Here is a 17,815-nt window from a genome sequence, read left to right on the forward strand (position 1 = left end):
CACACGAATGTGGCTTGTTATATTGAACAAATACGTAAGGTAGTGGCTTATTTAGGCAGCGTGGATAAACCGAGCTCTTCGAGAAAACGATTATGAAGCGCTAACGCTTTATCAATATCACTCTCAAGCGCAACTAATTTACTATGTTGCTTTGCAAGGTCAATTTTTACGGCTGCTTGTGCGGTGCTCACGTAACGAGAAATATTTAGGTTAAAGTCGTTTTTCTCAATCTCAGCCATCGACACGCGTCGTGAATAACGCTCTTCTTCGCTGCGGTATTGATAGGTTTCAACGATTTTTTTAATGTCGTTAGGCTCATCGCCTTTGCCTTCACGTAAAGTGTTCTGGCGCTTGCCCTTTTCATAATGCTCACTGGCATTAATAAACAATACATCATCGTACTTTTTGCATTTTTTCAGCACAATAATACACACCGGAATACCCGTTGAAAAAAACAAGTTCGCAGGTAAGCCAATTACCGTATCTATGTGGCCATCGTTGAGCAGTTTAGTGCGAATACGCTGCTCTGCGCCGCCTCTAAACAGCACACCGTGGGGCAGAATAATTGCCATGGTGCCTTCATCGCTTAAAAAGTGAAAGCCGTGCAGTAAAAAGGCAAAGTCAGCAGCGGATTTTGGCGCAAGGCCGTGGCTTTTAAAGCGAAAATCTTCGCCCTGCGCTTCACTCGGATCCCAGCGGTAACTAAAGGGCGGGTTGGCTACTACGGCATCGCATTTGAGTTTTTTCGCCGGGTTCATCTCACTGAGCATGTCCCAGTCGTTTAATAAGGTATCGCCGTGGTGAATGTCAAACTCGGTGTCTTTTACCCCGTGCAGTAACATGTTCATTCGGGCAAGGTTAAAGGTAGTGATGTTTTTTTCTTGGCCGTAAATTTTACCTACACTGCCGCCTGCATCAACAATATGCTTGCGCACATTGAGCAATAACGAGCCAGAGCCACAGGCAAAGTCTAATACTTTGTTGAGCTTTTTCTTTTTACCGGTTTTGGGCTCTTGGCTGTCGAGGGTGACAATTTCCGACAAAATCGTCGAGATAGGTTGCGGGGTATAAAATTCACCGGCTTTTTTACCTGAGCCTGCGGCAAATTCACCAATCAGGTATTCATAAGCATCGCCCAAAATATCGCTGTCGGTCGAAAACTCGGCAATGCCTTCAGATATTTTTTGAATAATGCTACAAAGCTTTTTATTGCGATCGGCAGGGGTTTTGCCTAACTTTTCCGAGTTTAAGTTAATCTCCGAGAACAAGCCTTTAAAGTTACTGTTAAAGCTTTGCTCTTCAATGTATTTAAAGCCCGCATCTAAAGTTTGCAGTAATTCGCTGTTTTGGGTGCGTGCTAGTTCGGCGATACTCGTCCACAGGTGGCGCGGTTCAATCACATAATGCAGTTTACGGCGCATTTGTTTTTCAAACTCGCCCACATCATCGCTATTGTCTGTATACCACAGGCTCAATGGCGCAGTTTTATCATCTTCTGTTAGACTCGGGTAATCACGACCAAGCTCTTTTTGTGCCGCTGTTTCATAGTTGTCTGACAAGTAGCGTAAAAACAAAAACGATAACATATAGTCACGAAAGTCATCGGCGTTCATCGCACCGCGAAGGCTGTCGGCAATATCCCACAGGGTTTTGCCTAAATCTTTAAGTTGTTCTTGGGTCATGTTAATTGATCTCTTCGAGTTGTTCGGCTTGCTGCACTGCTGGTTCTTGTGGCGCTGGAGGCTCTTGCTGCACTAATAGTGCTGGAAACAGCGTAGGGTCAAAGCGGTAGTTGTTCATGAAATTGCGTAGTATTCGGCGGAAATGCCCTTTATTTTCATCGGTCATTTCCATTGGCTCAAATAATGAATAATTACCATGGCTTAAAATGTTAATTATACGCGCGTGCAATATGCCTTCAGGATCATCTTTTTCCTGTTCAATACAGGCTGAAAAGTTTTTGAAACCATGAAAAGTAGCCGTTTTTTCTAAAATACTGCGTAAAATATTAAAATGGTAGGTAAATAAATCACCAGATTGAGCCGCTTTATGCAATTGTTCTAACAGCGCGACATGGTGAAAAAATGGCGTGCTATTGGTGTAGCGCAACTTATAAATTTGCGCTTCCTTATCGTAACTTAAAAAATAGGGTTGTAGCTTTTTCTTCTCATTAAGTTCATTCCACATCACATTAAAAAATAAAGTATGGTGAGATGAAATTACCGCTTTAATGGTGTTGTTTTTCAATAGCTGAGCAAGATGGCTTGCTACTGCAATGGCGTTATTATCATCGAGTGATGAAATGGGGTCATCAATGTATAAATACTCTACCCAGTTGTAAGTCACTTGTTTATCTACGGCTAATTGGGCGATGGCGAGGAAAAAGCACCAAATAAAAATATTCTCTTCACCGCGGGATACTTTGATGTGCTCGATATTTTCAGCTTTATTATCGACTAATACCTCGCGGATAAAATTAACATGGCCTTTTTCATAATCAATCAAAAAATTAAAATCGCCGTAGCGTTGCACCAATGGCCTAATTTGATTTTCTAAGTCGAGGTCTTCATCTTTTAGTGCATCAAAAAAACTGGAGGTTTTATTGAGTTTCAATACTCGAGTTGCATCGTCTTCAAGGTCGTTATCCCAACTAAATAAATCTTCAGTAAAAGCATTAAAATACAAGGTATCGCGCTTGCCCTCATTTTTACCTTGCTCTTTAAATGCCATAGATAAACGGGTCTTACCTGTGCCATTATAAGCAAATAATAAGGTTTGCTTCACATTTTTTACTTTGTTCTTAGGTTGTGGAATACCGTTTTTTAACACATGGCGTAAATGGGCTGCCACATCATCGAGCGTGTTAAAGGTTAATTCATTCATGCACTGACCTCGGCTTTGGTACCCATGTGGACTTCATCAATCGATGGAAACAATTGCTGCATTAAGCCTTTTTTATGGGTTTTAAGTACGTCTATTTTTTGGCTTTGGGCTGTGATTAATTCATCAAGCTTAGATAAGCAATCGGCGATTTTTTTTTGCTCTTTATTGCGCCTTGGAATACAAATTAAAAAATCTTGGAGGTCGTTAGTGTCTAATTTTCCCGCACCTATACCGGTTTTAGTTACCGCACTAAGTAGCCTCATTTCACACGCAATAAGTAAATAAAGTAGAAATGGTGTATGAATTTTTTTCTTCAGCATTAGCGCCTTTACATCTTGATTGAAAGCCACCTCACACTGTGTAATTCCAATTGGTATGCGTTTGTGCAACATGCTGCCTCTAACAAGGAGTAATAATGTTCCTTTAGATACTAATTTAGCACCATCTTCCACAGCAATTTTAGTGATGTTTCGGTCAGAGCTTTCAATTAGTATGTCATGCATAGAAGCTGCACTAATCCAAGGGATCTCACCATCCCAATAATCAGATCTGTTCTTTGAAGGTGTCCCCCCTGATGCAAAATTTGTAATATTTCCGAATTTTTGTTCAACCCAATCATTATCCTTTTCAAACTCAGGAAATCTAAGCTTGGGGATTGTTTCACCTTCGGCGGGGAAGAGTTGTTGCATTAAGCCTTTTTTGTGGGCTTTTAAGGCATCCAGTTTTTGGCTATTTGCGCTCACCAGCTCGTCGTGGGATGAAAGGCAATCAGCAATTTTTTGCTGTTCGAGTAATCTCGGTAATGCAACTGGATATGCTTTTATCGAGGCTATGTCACCCCTTGGCATTTTAACACCCTTAGCCCCTTTCATTACAAAATTAATAAATTCATCATTCTTTAGAGTATGAAGCATATATGCAGCACTAACTTTAGCGCTGGGGCGTATAACGATAACATCATTAGAAGCCGCACCAACTTTATCTGCACACCAAACTTTTTTTAGATAAGGCCTAATATTTGAAATCAAAACATCATTTGGTTTATAGCTCGTAAAAGATCCTGAAGGTGGTAATTTGGATGCTTTTGCAACGCCTGCATAATCTGCTAGTAGATTCTCTGTACTAACATACGAATTCAGTTTTAATTGATCTAATGGTTCGCGATCTTTAACAAAAATAGCAACATCTTTACCGCTTAGCTCCTTTATTTTCCATTCTTCATCATTTTTAAATTCAGGAAACCTCAACTCAGGTACTAGGCCTTTTTCCGTTGGCTTATTCATTGTCTTCTCCTTGCCTTGGCGCTGGCTCAGCCATGTGCTCAATATCTAAGTCGTTTTGCGCTGGCAGGTCTTGTAATAGCTGATGCAGTTTGGCTTGCAGCAGCTGTTTGTCGGGCAGTTGGCATTGGTATTGTGCAACCAGTGTGGGCGATAAGTTACGCGATAGCGCATATTCGACCACTTCGTCGTCTTTGTCGCGGCACAGTAATACGCCAATGCTGGGGTTTTCGTGGGGCTTTTTGACATCGCGGTCGAGGGCTTCGAGGTAAAAGTCGAGCTGGCCTAAATGCTGCGGGCTAAATTTACCTATTTTTAGCTCAAAGGCGACCAGTGCGGCAAGGCCACGGTGAAAAAACAGTAAGTCTATATAAAAATCTTGGTTGCCTACTTGCAAGCGGTATTGTTCGCCAATAAAAATAAAGTCTTTACCAAGCTCTAAAATAAAGGTTTTTAGGTTTTTTATAATGGCGCGTTGCAGGTCGCTTTCGCTGTGGCTGCTGGGCAGGCCTAAAAACTCTAAAGTGTAGCTGTCTTTAAAGATAGTATTGGCGCTGGGGTGTGATTGTCTCAGCACTGCTGAGAGTTTTGGTTGCTCGCTTAGGGTGCGCTCAAAATGGGCGGCGTTGATGTGGCGCTCTAGCTCGCGGCTACTGAGCTTTTCGCTTTGTACTAGGGTTAAATAATATTCGCGCTCAGCGCTGCTTTTACAGCGGGAGAATATAATGGTGTTGTGGGTCCACGGTAATGCTCTCACCCGTGGTGCGAGTGTTGTATCGTGTTGATAGGTTTCGTAAAACTGCTTCATGCGCCAGAGGTTTTTATCGCTAAAGCCTTTTATGTCTGGGTCTTGCTTGGCAATGTAGGCGGCGAGTTGCTTAACCACGCCTTTGCCCCAACTTTGCGATGCGACTTTTTCGCTAATGGTTTGCCCTACAGACCAATACAACTCAATTAACGCGGTATTTACTTGGGCAAATACCTGCTGGCGGGTTTGTTGAATATGCGCCAGAACATGAGCAAAAGTTTGCGTGTCAACTGGCTCTAGCGGTTGTTTATTTTGCTTATTTGTAGGCTGGTTAGTTGGCTTATTCATATGCTGCAAGCCCTGATATTTCACGCCCTTGGGCGAGTTTGTGTAGATAGGGAATTAAGTCTTCCATCAGCGCTAGCTCTTTTTGGGTGCGGGCTTTCCAGCCCAAATCAAGTGGGGCGAGTAGGTCGCTGAGTTGTTCACCGTCAAAAATCATGTGCTGCATTATGCCATCAACAAAGTCTTTTAAGCTTTGGGGCGTGAGGTCGTGGTTTATGGCCAGTTGATTTAATTCGTTAGCGGCTTTAGCGGCCTTAAATTTTTGAAAGCCAATTTTAATTTGCTCTACATTTAACGCGACACCTGTAGGTAGGTTTTCGATGTAGGCAATAATGTCGTCGCGGTCGTCCATTAAGTTGGCTTGTGCGCTGATCAAATCAATCAACTCTTGGCGAGTCATTTTGTGTTTGCTAGTACCTTGCCCTGTTGCTTGGGTCGATTGCGCAATTAAGCCCATGATGTAGTCGTAATCAATTAAGGCTGAGGCAAACAAAACAAATTCAAATTCGAGCTGCTCTATGGTTTCGTCGAGTTCGCCGTTATTTTTGTCTTGCTTGCGTTTTAAGCCTTTGGCCGTTTCGAGATAAACCCCTTTAAAGCTTCTGAGGTTGTCGATTGGCATGGCTGCTTCAATGCTTTGCTGTTGTGCTTGGTCGAGCTCGGTGTATTGATCTATTTGGGTTTTGAGCTTTTGCACTTCTTTAAAGTGGTTAATAAATTCGGCTTTGGCGGTGTCACCATTGAGGTTTGCTGCTTCTGATGGCGTGCAATCAAGCCCTTTGCTTTGCATAAAGGTGTGCAGTTTAGTGATGGCTTGTTGGTATTTTTCAACCACGACTGGCGCAGGCTCGACTAGCCATATTTCTTTAGCGCGATCTTTTGCAGCACCAGAGAATAGCTCTATGGCTTGGTTTACTTGTTTTTCTTGGCCGCGAAAATCAAGAATATTGCCCCAAGGTTTACTGTCGTTAAGTACGCGGTTGGTACGCGAAAATGCTTGAATTAAACCGTGATATTTAAGATTTTTGTCAACATACAGGGTGTTGAGGTATTTGGAGTCAAACCCCGTGAGTAGCATATCGACCACAATGACAATGTCGATTTTATTTTTATGGGGGTAGTCGGCATTGTTGTATTTTTGGTCTTTAATACGCTGCTGTACATCTTGATAGTAAAGATCAAATTCATTAATGCTGTGGTTGGTGCCAAATTGCTGGTTGTAGCTGTTGATAATGGCAATCAGCGCGGCCTTTTTTTGTTCAGGCTTTTGTTGGTTGTCGAGCTGCTCTTGCGGTAAATCTTCTTGCAGTTGTTTGATGTCTTTGGCATTTTTCTCTGCGTTGTAGGCTTGAGTCTCATCGCTATTTTTAGGTGGCTGTGCAGGTGGCGAAAATACACAGGCAATATTAAGTGGAATGAAATTTTCGTCTTCGGCTTGTTTTTGTGCTTGTTGAACTTTGAATAGCTCAACGTATTCAATGGCATCATTGATTTTGGCGGTAGCGAGGACCGCATTGAACAACCGGTTGTTGGTTGCTGCGTTGTGCTTGGCTAAAATTTCTTTTACCACGGCTTCTGGCGGTGGGTTTACGGCATCGACTTTGCTATCGCCGTTTGGGCTCTTGTTATTTTTGCCAAAAAAATCAATGTGAAAACTCAGTACGTTTTTATCATCAATGGCGTTAGTGATGGTGTACGCGTGTAGTTCGTTTTCGAAAATATCTTTGGTGGTTTTAAATGAGCCTACCGTGCCGTCGATTTGAGTGTAATTTGAGTTGTCGTCAAAAATGGGCGTGCCTGTAAAACCAAATAACTGTGAATTTGGAAAAAAGTTTTTAATGGCTTTGTGATTTTCGCCAAATTGTGAGCGATGACATTCGTCAAAAATAAACACCACACGCTTATCGCGCAGTGGTTCTAGGCGTTCTTTAAAAGTTTGTTGGCCATCTTTGATTTTGATTTGATTGCGTTTGCTGTTTTCATCCAGCGCGAGGCCAAGCTTTTGGATAGTGGTAACGATGACTTTGTCGGCATAATCTTCTGACAACATGCGTCGTACTAGGGTTTCAGTATTGGTGTTTTCTTCTACGCAGCCGTCTTGAAATTTGTTAAATTCTTCACGAGTTTGGCGGTCTAAGTCTTTACGGTCAACCACAAACAGGCATTTATCTACATCAGGGTTGTCTTTAAGCAGTGTAGAGGCTTTAAATGAGGTTAAGGTTTTGCCTGAGCCTGTGGTGTGCCAAATATAACCATTGCCACGGTTTTCATGTATGCAGTCGACAATCGCTTGCACAGCATAAATTTGATAGGGGCGCATCATCAGCAGTTTTTGCTCTGATTGCACTAATACCATGTAGCGGCTGATCATTTCCCCTAGCGTGCATTTAGCTAAAAAATAGTCAGAAAAGTCGTGTAGATGGGCAATTTTTCTGTTGTTATCGTTGGCTAATTGATAAATCGGCAAAAAGCGCTCATCGGCATTAAAGCTAAAGTGTTCGTTGCGGTTGTTGGCAAAATAATAGGTTTGATTTTCATTGCTGACAATAAATAGCTGCATAAAGCACATTAAGGTATTGCCATAGCCGTTACCTGCATCGTTTTTATAGTTAACGATTTGCTCCATAGCACGGCGGGTAACAATTTGGTGGCTTTTTAGCTCTATTTGAACCACAGGCACGCCGTTGATCAACAAGATCACGTCGTAGCGATGGTGGCTGTCATCGTGGTTAATACGTAGCTGGTTAATGACTTCAAATTCGTTTTTACACCAGTCTTTTATGTTCACTAAGGTGTAATGCAGAGGCGTGCCATCTTCACGTTGGAAATAACCGCGCTCTCGCAAGGTTTTAGCGGCACTAAACACATCATTGGTGATGATTTCTTGCAGTAAGCGCTTGAATTCTTTATCGGTTAAATTAACACGATTGAGGGCTTCGAATTTTTCACGAAAATTTTGCTCAAGAGCGGATATACCGCGAATGTCTTTTCTGTAGGTATATTTGAGGTCTTCAAGCTTGGCGATTAACGCTTGTTCAATTTGTGCTTCTTTGGTCATTAATGGCTACCAAGATCGTTAATTGTCTGTAGCGGGTAAATTCCGCCGTTTTTTGATTTGCGAGGCTAACTACCTGCTCGTCATATTGGGCAGTATTGTATCGTATTTTTAGCCTAGGCTCGTAGTGTTTTGACTTAGTTGGTGATTTAACCACAAGGGTAATTATCCTTGTGGAGCAGGATAGATTAGGATTCAGACTGTTGGTGTAATTGCCGTAGTTTGTGAGTAAATTAACGTAGTCATTTCACAGTTACCACAATTCACTGAGTAATCATCGCGTTTTTTCGCCACTTTGGTATTTTTGCTATTACACGCGGGGCAGGGCATTTTCATTGCTGTGTTGGTTTCACACACGCCACAAATCACGTAGTAGCCATACTTGCCATAGGCGGCGGTGAGTTGCGCAGTGGCTCCGCATTTTTTGCATTTTACATGCTTGGTGGCTATTTCATTACTGGTTACTGCTGGTCGCGGTTTAGGCTCTGCTTTCGCTGGAAAGGTAACGGCTTTTGCCACATTTTTATTTCTGTTGCTTATAGTTGGTTTAGGTGGGGCTATTTGTTCATTGGCCGCGGGTTCGTTTTGCTCTGAAATAATGGCTTCCGTTGGTGTAGCCATAGCCAATTCTGTTGTTTCAATGGGAGTCTGTTCACTGCCTTTTTGTGTATCCCCCTGATGTTGGCTTAACAAAAACGCTTTGATAGCTTGCATGTCTTCGCCGCTGAACTCTGGGCGGGTAGTGGGTTTGAGCGCTTTAAAAATACCGCTTGGCAGGTCCATTATTTGCTTGAGCTTGTCGACGACAAATTCAGATTTAACCACCTGTTTTTCAAGTTTTGCAGGCATGTCGCCTCGATCGATAATGGCATTGCTTGAGATAGCACAGATGTTGTCCCAGCAACGGCCACCAAAGCTTTGTTGCACTTTACCAAATAGCATTTTAGGCAAGATGTTTTGTTTGTGATGGTGCAGGAGTTGCCGTAGCAGGTGTTGTTGTAGCTCGACTTGTTTAATGGGCGAGCGCATGCCCGACCAGTTGCCTTTGTAGCTGCGCTGCCATTCGCTGTGTTGGTTTACTTTTACATGGCCTGTGATGCTTTTTGATTCGATCAGTACAAAGCCATAGGGATATAGCACTAGGTGATCAATTTGCGCGTTTTCACCTTGATGATGTAGCTTGAGATCGTTAAAAACCATGATGTTAGGGCTGTCGCCGAAGGCGCGTTTTAGGAAAAAGGCGACGTCTTGCTCTTGTTTAATGCCCGCTTTTAATTTGATGCTATTAGTGGTTTGGTTGTCTTTGTCTTTACAAATCAAGGCGCACCTCACAGATGATATAAAGTTGATGTATCGATATTAAGGTTTTGCAATGGTTTTTAAAATTGGTTTTGTGCTTAGTTGTGAGTTAGATGACTTGTGGGGAGTTTGCTTGGCACATTTTACGGTTGCCTGCTGCTCAGGAGTTTGTGATGTTCGCTGAGCAAGCTCATCTCCAACAGAGAGGAAGGGTTGAATGTAGCGGGAAGTAGCGGCCCTGCCATTGGCAAGGCCGTCATGGGATTAAAAATGGAGCAGTTGCTACGGCCATGGCTGGCGCCATCGCATAGTGGGGGCTAGTTGATGGTGACACCATGGGCGGTGATGGGCAGTTGGTCTAGGTGCCAGTTGTTTTGTGTGATCAACTGTTGCAGGCAGAGTGTGCGATAGCTGCTGGTGCGCAGTAACGGGTTGCTATGCCCACTTAGCCAAGCATGTCGGGTTTGGGTGTATTGGCTGATCCATTCCCGCTCGTTACCTTGCTGCGTTGGTGTGGTGGCAGCAAAGCGTTTGCGCAAAAAAGCCAAGATATGGCCTGAGTGAATGTATGAGTCATAAATCACCAGTTGGCTTAACGCTAGCTTGAAGCCTTCACGTTTGGCCCAGTGGTAGGCAGGTTGCCAGTAGTAGCGATCAAACAATTGATCTTGGCATTGGCGCATTATGGGGTCGTGCTTTCCAGCTTTAATTAAATACTGTTTAAAGTGTGTATCTTGATGCAGTGGTTGGCGTTGTATTTGCTGTAAGTAGGGTTGTAGTTGCTTGCCCCAGCGCCCTTGCTGATCACAATAGAGTTTGAGTAGGGTGATCAGATGGCCTTGTTCGGTGACTTGACTGCGGCCATAGCTGATTTGTTGGCTGCCTTGTTTGCCGTCAGCGTGTACGGCTAAGGCATGATATTCGCCCTGTTTTTGGCCGGTTTCAAACACATTAACGATTTGGCAAATGCGCTGCTTATTGGCTGACGTTAGCGACACTGCGTTAAGTGGGCTATTGGTCGGCTTAGCTTGGCGCAACGTGATGGCCTTACTGGGATTGTAATGTAGGCTCATGCTATTGCGACCTCACTGATTTGGTGATGATGCTGGGTATTGGCATCGACTCGCCCTGTTACTATGGTGTTATACAAATGGTTGAACACGGCACCGGGGCTGGCGTTATTTTGGTCGATAAAATAGCTGTGGCCCTTGGGAAAGTCATAAAGTGTGTTGATGTCGTCACAATCTATGCTGTAAACATTATTGGCAACGGCTTCAAGATGCTCTGGGCCGCTGTGGCCAAGGCGGCGTGAGGCGATACCATTGACTAAGTTAGACACTTTGCTGGCGCGCAGGGCGAGATCATCACTGGCATAATACACACTAACATTGCGCGCAGCTTGGCTGATCAGTCGCCCGGGTTGATTGGGCTCTAAGGTTTGATTGTTGAGATCGGCGGCCATTAAAAACACATGACGAAATAACAAGGGAACGCCGCTGGGTAAGTAATCATGTTGCCATTTGAATAAGGTCTCACGCAGCACGCGATTGCCCATTGAGTGAGCTAAAACATTGATGCGTTTGAGGCAAGGGGCGTCCACTTGTGCATTTTGTTGTTGCCAGCCCAGTAGTTTTTGCAGTGCGCGCGCAAACGAGGTGCCACTGGTATCGGCGGATTTTTGGTCGTCCCAATAGTCTTTCACTATGCCTAGATCGTTATCACAAGGCCAGATGATGGGGATCACTTGCACTAAGTTGGCTTGCTGACTGTCAAAATAAGCTTGTAGCTGAGCAGCGCGGGGAAACACGTCTGGCTCGGGTTGATTGCTAAAGCCGTGAACGTAAAACAGTAATTGCTGATAGGGGCTATGTTTTAATTGCGCCATAAAAGCAAGAGAGCCCAATTCTTGATATTGATTTTGGCTGTTACGTTGGCAATAGAATACCTCACAGCTGGGGGCATTACAGTGGGGATCAAAGTTAAAGGGTTGTGGTAAGCGCGCGCTTTTTGAACGGCTAGCGGGGTGTATATTGGTGATAAAAAGCATGGTTAAGCCTAAGGTTAAAATCATTAAACCTAGTCAATTAAATGTACTTTAATAACTTTTTTGTCATTAGTGTGCGCTGCGATACTTTTAACCGAGAAAAATAGGGGATAAATCGCATTTTTTAGTGAGCTATCGCAGCATAGCTGCTCCCACAGGGCGGCGAGGTTGAATGTAGCAGAATAACGGCCTTGCCATTGGCAAGGCCGTCATAGGGTTAAAATTGGCGCACTCTAGGTAGTAGCTCTGGCAGTAGTTGGTCGATATTGCCATACAAGTAGTAGTGGGCCTCAGTTTCAGCTGGCGACAAGTCAAGAAAGTAGATGGCCTCGGTAATTTCATAACCCAACGATTTATAGGTGGCAGGTATTGCGCCTAAGCTATATACCTTATCGAGGTAGTTAATGGGGTCTACTTGTTTACCCATTAGGTTATCTTCCATGATGACGGGTACGATCCCCGCCTCAATTAACTTAGTGGTTGCGCCAATTAATTCACTTTTAGACACTACGCCTGAAATGATGGCTTGTGTTTTTCCTTCTGCCTGCATGCCGGTGATGGCTTGTTTGATATTTTGCACGTTTTGCAAATTATCGGGTTGGGCTAGGTTTACGCTATACGGTTTGTTGTTACCAGATATATGAAACGTTGCTACACCCATGGCTGGCGCCATCACATAGCTGGTGTATTCGCTCCATTGGCGCATGCGGTAGTCGACAGCCGATTTATTGTCATGCTCTGCTTTACTGATGCTTACTTCGTCTTGGTTAAAGTGCAGCGTTGCCATTTGCTGGCGATCAGCTTGAAACAAGTTGTAGCGCGGCTTGACATTGTAGCGTGGGCTTAAGGTTAACTTGTCGTCACCATTGATGGCGGCGATAAGTTGGTCTGTTTTGGCTAATTTTACCCCGGCTTGCTGTAAGCGTTTAAAGGTTGGCCGAGTATAAAGCTCGGAAGAAAACACTGCGTCACTGGCCAGGTATACGTCAAAGCCCATTTTGCGTAGCCCCAGTACTGTTTGCATCACGCACACATCGGTTTCGGCGCCAGCTACAATGATTTGATGAATACCTTGCTCCCTTAGCTTTTGCATGCCCGCTATAACGTCTTGCTCTGTGGTCGAGTTAAAGTAAGCTTTATAGTAGCGTTTGGTATTTACGGGTAATTCTTGCTCTACCTTGGTAATAAAAGGGGAATGGTCATCGGGGAAACCTTCATAGGTTATTTGCGTGGTTAAACTTTTACTGGCTGCGGCTTTGGTGAGCGCAACAATATTGTCAATTTGCTGATCGGTTTGATAGTAATTGTTTTCAGGGGGTTTTGGCATATCGGGGTAGTAAATATTTACCCAATAATCAGGCGAATTGGGTATGTAACCTTGTTGGGCGTCAATCACCAATAAAGCGGTATTATGACGCTTGAAGTCAGCAAATACGTCTGTTTTCACGTAGTGTAATTGCTGGCTGTTGCTGTGCTTGTCTGTGATTGTTTGCGCGTTGCTAACCTGATCTGTGCTAGCACTGTGGGCTGAGGTAATCACACTTCCAGACAGTAATGCACTGCAGATCAATGTATAGGTTTGGTTTTTCATATTTTCTCCTTGAACGATAAGTAAATCCATTTCGCAAAAATATGATGAATAAAAACAACAACTAAGGCGTTCAGTCTTATAAAACTGTACCTTTTACTTAAAACAAATTTGCTCCACATCACATTTATTATGGTTTTTTTGCTTACGGTAAGAAGAGGGAGTGACTCCGGTTTCTTTTTTAAATACCGCATTAAAGGTTGCTTTGCTGCTAAATCCATTGGCAAGGGCAATTTCTAAAATGGTTTGCTGTTGTAATTGGGCATCCAACAACTGCGCTTTGATAGCCTTAATTCGATATTTGTTTACAAAATCTGAAAAGTGATTCTGGTAATGGTCGTTTACTACTTGGCTAACATAGTGGGGCGCAATGCCTATTTCGTCTGCCACTTCGGCCAGTGATAAGCGCGACCTTTTAAAAGCGCCTTGTGACATTAAGTTATCCAGTTGTGTGGCAATTAATATCTGTTGGTCTTGATCTAGCCGTGTGTGTTGATACTTCTCTTTCGTTGCAACGGGCTGCTCGGTGGGTTTAGTTAATGTGGTGCATGGTGGCGGGGTGGTTATCGCCGTTTGCCTTTCTAACTCGTTAAATGTGTTTGGTTGCAGTGGCTGTTTTTGTTCTACAGTTGGTTTTAGTTGAAGATATGAAAGACTTAACCAAGCCAGAAAATTTACCCACAGCACAGCTGGTAAGTAGCTAGCCAGAAAAACCAGCGGCAGCGATAAAGGAAGCCACTCCAAACCAAATATAACGGCGCACCACATAGCTAAATGAACCAATAGCATGGACATAAGCCAGCGATAAGTTATTGGTTGCACTTGGTTTCGTCGCCCAATTAAGTAGGCCAGTGCGAGCAGAACATAAGCATAAGGGTGCCACAATAAACCACTTAACCACTGAGTGGTTTCTGGGTTATAACTGACCCATTCGCCAGCAGAGAGGTAGTTGTTTACTCGTTCCATGCGCGTTGCACTTGGCATCGACAGCGCTTCGGGCAAGGTTAGCGCTAGGTAGCCAGCAGCGGGTAAAAAGTGCAATAAATGCCATTTTGATAGCGGCTTGTTGGAGGTTAGCTTCAAGATCCAAAGCAATAATAGTGGCCCATAGGTAATATCGAACGAAAACCAATAGCCAAACCATTGTGTCCAACTGGGCAAAACGTCAAGGTAGAGCAGGCCTTTGCTGGCGATTTCTAGGCTAAAAAACCCAAGCCATGCCGCTAAGTAATATTGCTGTTGACGAAAGATAGAAAACGCAGAAAAAGCGGATTGTATTGCCCCCATAAGAATGAGTGTGCATACCACCGCCCCTGCACTGATTGATTCATCCATAAACTAACCAGGTTACATTCAGAGGAAGCTGATTATTTGTGCCTTAGCTGTTTGCTGCAATGAGAATTGGGCAAGGGTGTGATCTCAGTGATGTGATTGGCTTGTAATGCACGCTGGCATTAAACAGGGTTGGTTAGAAGTTCAACTTAAATGAGCACAAGTAACATTAGATTGTTACGCGCGCTGCTTAGTGGCTTAAACGCCGCTACTTGTATGTTGAACTTGTTGATTCGTTTTTTTTGTAGGACCTGAGCTTGCTCAGGGAATGCGTGATATTCGCAGAGCAAGCTCTGCGCCTACATGGTATGTTTAAAGCTGACCCGCTTGGCTGTTAACGCGTTAGCTGATACAAATTACCGCTGTCGGTAACAAAATAGATGTCGCCTGCAGGGCTGGTTTCGATGTCTCTAATACGCTCGTTTAAATCTTCCAAGAGGCGTTGTTCATCTACTGCCTCACCGGCTTGGTTAAGTGTGACCACGTTAATGTGCATGAGTTTGAGCGCGCCAGCGAGTAGTTTGCCATTAAGCTCAGTAAATTTGTCACCGCGATATAGCACTAAGCTGCCGGGGGCGATGGAGGGCACATACACTTTAACGGGTGATTCTATGCCTTGTTTCTCTTTGGCTTCTCCCACGCTGATGGGGCCCCAGTATTCTTTGCCGTGTGAGGTGATGGGCCAGCCGTAGTTAGCACCTTTTTTGATCAGGTTAATTTCGTCACCGCCGCGAGGGCCGTGTTCAATCGACCAGAGCTGGTTGGTTTGGCTATCAAAAAATAGCCCTTGTGGATTGCGATGGCCGTAGCTCCAAATTTCGTTTCGTACCTTGTTATTGAGAAACGGGTTGTCTGACGGCACTTGGCCGGAGGGTGTTAAGCGTAAAATGCTGCCAGCGTGGGTTTGGGTGTTTTGGCCGTTGTCACGCACGCCGCGATCGCCTATTGAAAAATACACGCTGTTGTTGTCAAAGGTAATTCGGCTGCCAAAGTGACGTCCGGTGTCGCTGCGTGATTGGGTTACTAGTATGTCTTGCCAGTGGTTGAGTTTGCCGTTTTCATATATAGCGGATGCGAGGGCAGTGGCTCCTTGGCCGTTGATGTCTTTGCTGTAGGTAAAGTACAAGGTATTTTCAGCAAAAGGCGAGTTAGCAATATCGAGTAAGCCACCTTGGCCTTTTACTGACACGTTAGGCACTTGAAATAAGGTTTGATGTTGGCCGGTTTTGAGGTTGAGTTGTTTAATTGCCCCGCCGCGCTCGGTGATGAGTAGGGTGCTTTCGTTTATGTAGGTGACTCCCCAAGGCAGAGTAAGGCCATCTGCCACTTTTTTCGCCTGCCAAGCGTGTGCGTTATTGGTGGTTAGAGTAGTAAGTATGATGGCGCTTGTTAAGAAATATATTAGGCGCAGGGTTTTGCTAGCTGGCAATGATTTCGCTAAGGGGAGTGCGCGGGAGAAAGTCATAAATCCACCTGTTTTATGTTAGTTAATGGTAACCATATCATTTGGTTAAAATAGTGCAATTTATGCCGGACAGATATTGCCGCATAAAACAACAGGTAGGAGATGTATTTATACCGCGAATGCCGCGTAATAAATATGCAAATGAGCTTAGGCTTAGCAATCAAAAATAGCGTTTTACCAGTACTGGTAGACGCTATTTTTTTGGCCCTTTTCGCAGTTCTTGCACTTGCTGTTTCATTGATAATTTCTTTACCTATACTGCTAAGTAGGCTGACATGGGGTTAGCCGTTTAGCTATTAAGGAAGATAGAATGAAAACACGTTTATGTGTCGGCATGGTCGCGCTACTTTGCGCAGGTTATGCGCAAGCCACTTGTGGCCCAATAATGGTGAGCCCTGCGCCAACGTTACCAGGGTTAGTGGTAGACCAACCATTAGTCGATGTATCTGCGCCGGCGTGGCAAGCCGATGAGGTATATCAAAAAGGCGACATTGTTTTACACACCGATGGGTTATACCAAGCGCGCTGGTGGACGCAAAATGAAGCGCCAGGGCCAACGTGGGCGAGTTGGGAGTTATTAACTCGTGAGAATGCACAGTGGCGAAGTAGTGCGGTTTATAACCAAGGCGATACGGTGTTACATAATGGTAAGCTTTATCAAGCGCAATATTGGACCCAAGGGCAAGTGCCGAGTGACGGCGGGCCATGGCTAGAAACGCAAACCAGTAAGAAATTGCTGGCTGCTAACTTTATTCAAGAAAGCTACGATTGCGGTGCGCCGCCACAAATGAATCCGGATGGCAGCTACTACTACACCCGCAATTATCTTCGCAGCATTAGTTTAGCGACCGAAATGACCGATGAAGTGATTTTTGACACAGTCCGTTTTTCACCAAATGGTGCGGGTAAGATTGAGCTGATCACGGCTGTGATCGATGGTCAAACCTGTAAAGGCCAAGCGGCTTGTAATGCGCTGCTAAATGGTGAGGAGAAACAAGTAAGCTACTATTCCATTGCCACTAAGTCTTGGTCTAAAACTTATGGCAGTGTGATGCCAACGCCGACTCCCATCCCAACACCAATACCAATACCAAATTTTGAACAGGTTGAAGCAATTGATGAGTTTGAATCTCTTTCTATGATGCCACCCACTTTAGAGCCAACACCTATGCCAGAAATTGTGCTGGTTTGTAATGATCAGGATATTTGTCGTCAGGTTATTGTTAACCTGTAAACAGTTTCCGATGGAAGGTTCCCTGAGCAAGCTCAGGTCCTACAGGTATTTCGGGTGTAATGTTCGGTAGGAGGCGAGCTTGCTCGGCGAAAGGTAGTGATTCCCTGAGCAAGCTCAGGTCCTACAGGTATTTCGGATGTAATGTTCGGTAGGAGACGAGCTTGCTCGGCGAAGGATAGCGATTCCCTGAGCAAGCTCAGGTTCTACAGGTATTTCGGATGTAATGTTCGGTAGGAGACGAGCTTGCTTGGCGAAAGGTAGTGATTCCCTGAGCAAGCTCAGGTCCTACAGGTATTTCGGATGTAATGTTCGGTAGGAGACGAGCTTGCTCGGCGAAAGGTAGTGACTCCCTGAGCAAGCTCAGGTCCTACAGGTATTTCGGGTGTAATGTTCGGTAGGAGACGAGCTTGCTCGGCGAAGGATAGCGATTCCCTGAGCAAGCTCAGGTCCTACAGGTATTTCGGATGTAATGTTCGGTAGGAGACGAGCTTGCTCGGCGAAGGATAGCGATTCCCTGAGCAAGCTCAGGTCCTACAGGTATT

The 17,815-nt window shown here is 44.4% G+C and carries 12 protein-coding genes; 1 reads left to right on the forward strand and 11 read right to left on the reverse strand.

Annotated features, from left to right (window positions below; translation table 11 throughout):
• Positions 1 to 47: 47 nt before the first annotated feature.
• The 11 genes from Q4519_RS11155 to Q4519_RS11205 form a co-directional block, all read right to left on the reverse strand.
• Positions 48 to 1,682, reverse strand: coding sequence for a type I restriction-modification system subunit M (locus Q4519_RS11155; RefSeq protein WP_303512231.1), 1,635 nt, complete (start codon positions 1,680 to 1,682; stop codon positions 48 to 50).
• Position 1,683: 1 nt separating this feature from the next.
• Entirely contained in the window at positions 1,684 to 2,883 is a 1,200-nt protein-coding gene (locus tag Q4519_RS11160; protein ID WP_303512233.1) for an AAA family ATPase, read from the reverse strand.
• Entirely contained in the window at positions 2,880 to 4,166 is a 1,287-nt protein-coding gene (locus Q4519_RS11165; RefSeq protein ID WP_303512235.1) for a restriction endonuclease subunit S, read from the reverse strand. The genes Q4519_RS11160 and Q4519_RS11165 overlap by 4 nt, the downstream gene beginning before the upstream one ends.
• Positions 4,159 to 5,259 (reverse strand): YhcG family protein, encoded by a 1,101-nt coding sequence (locus tag Q4519_RS11170; RefSeq protein ID WP_303512236.1) that lies wholly within the window; start codon positions 5,257 to 5,259, stop codon positions 4,159 to 4,161. The genes Q4519_RS11165 and Q4519_RS11170 overlap by 8 nt, the downstream gene beginning before the upstream one ends.
• The gene (locus Q4519_RS11175; RefSeq protein WP_303512237.1) at positions 5,252 to 8,314 is read right to left on the reverse strand and encodes a type I restriction endonuclease subunit R; all 3,063 of its coding nucleotides are present in this window, start codon (positions 8,312 to 8,314) and stop codon (positions 5,252 to 5,254) included. Before Q4519_RS11175 ends, Q4519_RS11170 begins: the two co-directional genes overlap by 8 nt.
• A gap of 192 nt (positions 8,315 to 8,506) precedes the next feature.
• The gene (locus tag Q4519_RS11180) at positions 8,507 to 9,631 is read right to left on the reverse strand and encodes a nuclease-related domain-containing protein (protein ID WP_303512239.1); all 1,125 of its coding nucleotides are present in this window, start codon (positions 9,629 to 9,631) and stop codon (positions 8,507 to 8,509) included.
• Positions 9,632 to 9,927: 296 nt separating this feature from the next.
• Complete coding sequence (locus Q4519_RS11185) at positions 9,928 to 10,683, reverse strand: chitosanase (protein ID WP_303512241.1); 756 nt, start codon at positions 10,681 to 10,683, stop codon at positions 9,928 to 9,930.
• On the reverse strand, positions 10,680 to 11,657 hold the full coding sequence (locus Q4519_RS11190) for an alpha/beta hydrolase (protein WP_303512243.1): 978 nt from the start codon (positions 11,655 to 11,657) through the stop codon (positions 10,680 to 10,682). The genes Q4519_RS11185 and Q4519_RS11190 overlap by 4 nt, the downstream gene beginning before the upstream one ends.
• A 214-nt stretch (positions 11,658 to 11,871) precedes the next feature.
• On the reverse strand, positions 11,872 to 13,245 hold the full coding sequence (locus tag Q4519_RS11195) for an isochorismatase family cysteine hydrolase (protein WP_303512245.1): 1,374 nt from the start codon (positions 13,243 to 13,245) through the stop codon (positions 11,872 to 11,874).
• A 93-nt stretch (positions 13,246 to 13,338) separates the two neighbouring features.
• Positions 13,339 to 14,577, reverse strand: a complete 1,239-nt coding sequence (locus Q4519_RS11200; protein ID WP_303512248.1) for an AraC family transcriptional regulator — start codon at positions 14,575 to 14,577, stop codon at positions 13,339 to 13,341.
• Between the two features lie 331 nt (positions 14,578 to 14,908).
• The gene (locus Q4519_RS11205) at positions 14,909 to 16,039 is read right to left on the reverse strand and encodes a PQQ-dependent sugar dehydrogenase (RefSeq protein WP_303512251.1); all 1,131 of its coding nucleotides are present in this window, start codon (positions 16,037 to 16,039) and stop codon (positions 14,909 to 14,911) included.
• A 310-nt stretch (positions 16,040 to 16,349) separates the two neighbouring features.
• Here Q4519_RS11205 and Q4519_RS11210 point away from each other — a divergent pair, with 310 nt between their 5' ends.
• Entirely contained in the window at positions 16,350 to 17,273 is a 924-nt protein-coding gene (locus Q4519_RS11210; protein WP_303512254.1) for a carbohydrate-binding protein, read from the forward strand.
• Positions 17,274 to 17,815: the final 542 nt, after the last annotated feature.

This window comes from Motilimonas sp. 1_MG-2023 (assembly GCF_030547455.1).
Lineage (GTDB): Bacteria > Pseudomonadota > Gammaproteobacteria > Enterobacterales > CBDFNC01 > Motilimonas.